At 74.1% G+C, this 2880-nt stretch carries 3 protein-coding genes; 2 read left to right on the top strand and 1 reads right to left on the bottom strand.

Annotation, left to right across the window (positions count from 1 at the left end):
• The coding region (locus A7A76_RS21225) for a response regulator (RefSeq protein ID WP_206413171.1) at window positions 1-343 on the top strand (343 nt) is incomplete at its 5' end.
• Between the two features lie 315 nt (window positions 344-658).
• Here A7A76_RS21225 and A7A76_RS21220 read toward each other — a convergent pair.
• Window positions 659-1321: a response regulator transcription factor gene (locus tag A7A76_RS21220; protein ID WP_074869544.1), complete on the bottom strand. Its 663-nt coding sequence runs from the start codon at window positions 1319-1321 to the stop codon at window positions 659-661.
• Between the two features lie 176 nt (window positions 1322-1497).
• Here A7A76_RS21220 and A7A76_RS21215 point away from each other — a divergent pair.
• A partial coding sequence (locus A7A76_RS21215; RefSeq protein WP_206413170.1) for a 3-hydroxybutyrate oligomer hydrolase family protein occupies window positions 1498-2880 on the top strand: 1383 nt, incomplete at its 3' end.

Genomic DNA, 2880 nt, shown 5'->3' with positions numbered 1-2880 from the left:
GCAGGCGCTGGCGGCACTGAGCGAAGTGCTGCAGCGCTGGGGCTGCGAGGTCGCCCGCGCCGCCGACGAAGCCGGCGCGCGCGCGGCGCTGCGCGCGGCGCCGGCGCAGTTGTGGCTGTTCGACTACCACCTCGACCGCGACGACACCGGCGTGGCCCTGGCGCAGCGCCTGGAGCCCGAGTTCGGCGCGGTCCCGTGCCTGCTGCTCAGCGCCGACGGCGGCGCGCAGGTGCGCGCGGCGGTGCACGCGGCCGGGCGCTCGCTGCTGGCCAAGCCGGTCAAGCCGCTGGCGCTGAAGTCGGTGCTCGACCGTCTGCTGGCCGCCGCCGCGGCGGCGCGCTGAACGGGTTGCGGGCCGACCGGCGGCCAGGGCGGGGCGGTTCGAGGGCGCCGACAGGGTTTCGCGACGACGGTCGAAAATCGGTTGGCGATTTTTTCGCCAAATCTGTTGCAACGCTTATGTAACAAAGGCTCCAGGGCCTTCCAACCCCCGCTGTCCGCAGGTTTGTCCACAGGCTGTGTGGACAACACCGTCGGTCGCGGTGAGCCCCGGAGAGCTTGACGTGAGCGTGGGTGAGCGGTTAGGCGCGCCGAATCGAGGTGTCGGAATCGGCAGGGCGGCCGCGACGGAACCGCTCGTGCCGCTCGCCGCTGTCGGCTACTCGATCCGCCGCGCCGGATCCGCCAGTTCCAACTCCCGCAGCACCACCCCGGCCTGGGTGCGGTTGCGCACGCCCAGGCGGTCGAAGATCGCCGACAGGTGCGCCTTGACCGTGCGCTCCTGGACGTCGAGGCGGTCGGCGATCTGCTTGTTGAGCAGGCCCTGCGCGACCAGGCTCAGCACCCGGAACTGCTGCGGCGACAGGCTGGCCAGGCGCGAGGCGAGGTCGGCGTCGCCGCGCTCGCTGTGGGTGCGCGCGACCGCCGCGCGCAGCGAGGCCGGCAGCCATTGCTCGCAGGCCAGCACCGCGCGGATCGCGTCGCGCAGCTCGTCCAGGCCCGAGCTCTTGGGCAGGTAGCCGGCGGCGCCGTGGTCGAGCGCGCGCCGGACCACGCGCGGATCGTCGTTGGCTGACACCACCGCCACCGCGGTGCCGGGAAACTGCGCGCGGATCGCGGCCAGCCCGGCCAGGCCGTGATTGCCGGGCATGTGCAGGTCGAGCAGGACCAGGTCGATGCCGGGCTCGGCTTCCAGCGCGGCCAGCGCGTCGTCGAGGGTGCCGGCTTCGCGCACCACGGTCTCGGGCACCGCGTCGGCGGCGGCCTGGCGCAATGCGGCGCGGAACAGCGGGTGGTCGTCGGCGATCAGCAGGGTCGGCATCGGTTCAAGCCTAGCAGGCCGCGGGCGCGGCGCCGCGCGCTGGCGGCGCACAGGATATCGGGCGCGGGTTCATCGGACGCCGATTCATGGGACGCCGATTCATAGGGGGCAGTTCATAAGGCACGGATGTACCAAAGTACGATGAGCGCGCGCCGGCGTAACGCTAACCTGCAACGATGAGCGCCTATTCCTTACCCGCCGCGGCTTCGGCCGCCTCCTTGCTGCTGGCCCTCGCGGCCGGCCCCGCCAGCGCCGCGCCGGCGCGCACCGCCGCCAGGCCGGCCGCACAGGACTCCGCCGCGATGTACACGCAGGAACGCCAGACCGACCACCGCGAGCGCGACGACCTGCTGACCGCCGGCCTCGGCCTGGACGGCCTGCGCGCGATGGTGCCGCCGGCGTTCGCCGACGCCGCCCATCCCACCGCCGCCGAACTGCGCCGGCGCGCGCTGTGGTCGAACTGGCGCGGCATCGCCGACCTCGCCCCGGGCGGCGGCTACGGCGAGCTCTACGGCAGCCTGGCCGCGGTGCCCGGACGCGAGTACAGCGCGTTCGCGCGCGTGCCCGGCGCGCATCAGCCGCACCGCGTGCTGGTGCAGGTGCCCGACGGGTTCGACCGCGACAAGCGCTGCGTCGTCGTCAGCGCCTCGTCGGGCTCGCGCGGCATCTACGGTTCGATCGCGGTGGCCGGCGCCTGGGGCCTGCCCAAGGGCTGCGCGGTCGCCTACACCGACAAGGGCGCGGGCACCGATTACTTCGATCTCGACGCCGGCGTGGGCGTGCGCGCCGACGGCACCGTCGGCAAGCCCGGCGAGGGCGAACTGGCGTTCCTGCCCGACGCGCAGGCGCGCAAGGCCGGCGGCGTCGCGTTCAAGCACGCGCATTCGCAAGACAACCCCGAAGCCGATTGGGGCCGGCACGTGCAGCAGGCCGCGCGCTTCGCCTTGCGCGCGCTGGACCGCGCGTTTCCCGAGCAGGCGCCGTTCACCTGGGCCAACACCCGGGTGATCGCGGTCGGCATCTCCAACGGCGGCGGCGCGGTGCTGCGCGCGGCCGAGCTGGGCGAAGAGCCCTGGCTGGACGCGGTGGTCGCCGGCGAACCCAACGTCTATGTGCGCGGCGCGCGGCCGTTGTACGACTACACCACCCAGGCCGCGCTGCTGATGCCGTGCGCGCTGCTGCACAAGCCGCTCGGCGCGATGCCGGTGGCGCCGCTGACCGGCGACAGCGCGCAATCGTTCTGCGATTTCGCCGCCGAGCACGGCCTGCTCGGCGAAGCCGCGCGCAGCGGCGACACCGCCGCGCGCGCGCAGGCCGCCTATGAGCGCATGCGCGGCGACGGCTGGAGCGACGACGCGCTGCGCGCCGGCGCGCTGTCGGTCAACTTCGATCTGTGGCGCGCGGTCGCGGCGACTTACGCCTCGGCTTACGGCCGCTATGCGCCGGCCGCGCGCGAGGCCGGCGCAACGAACCAGCCGTGGGTGAGTTACGTCTATTCGGCGGCGACGCCGGCCGGCCCCGACGCGCCGCCGGCGGCGCGCGCGGCCAGCGAGGCCGAG

The sequence above is a fragment of the Lysobacter enzymogenes genome (genome assembly GCF_017168095.1).
GTDB lineage: Bacteria > Pseudomonadota > Gammaproteobacteria > Xanthomonadales > Xanthomonadaceae > Lysobacter > Lysobacter enzymogenes_D.
This window is presented reverse-complemented; position numbering and strand designations above follow the sequence as displayed.

Coding starts and splice junctions, on each gene's coding strand:
- A7A76_RS21220 (WP_074869544.1), bottom strand. CDS start 1,321: ATGCCGACCCTGCTGATCGCCGACGACCACCCGCTGTTCCGCGCCGCA.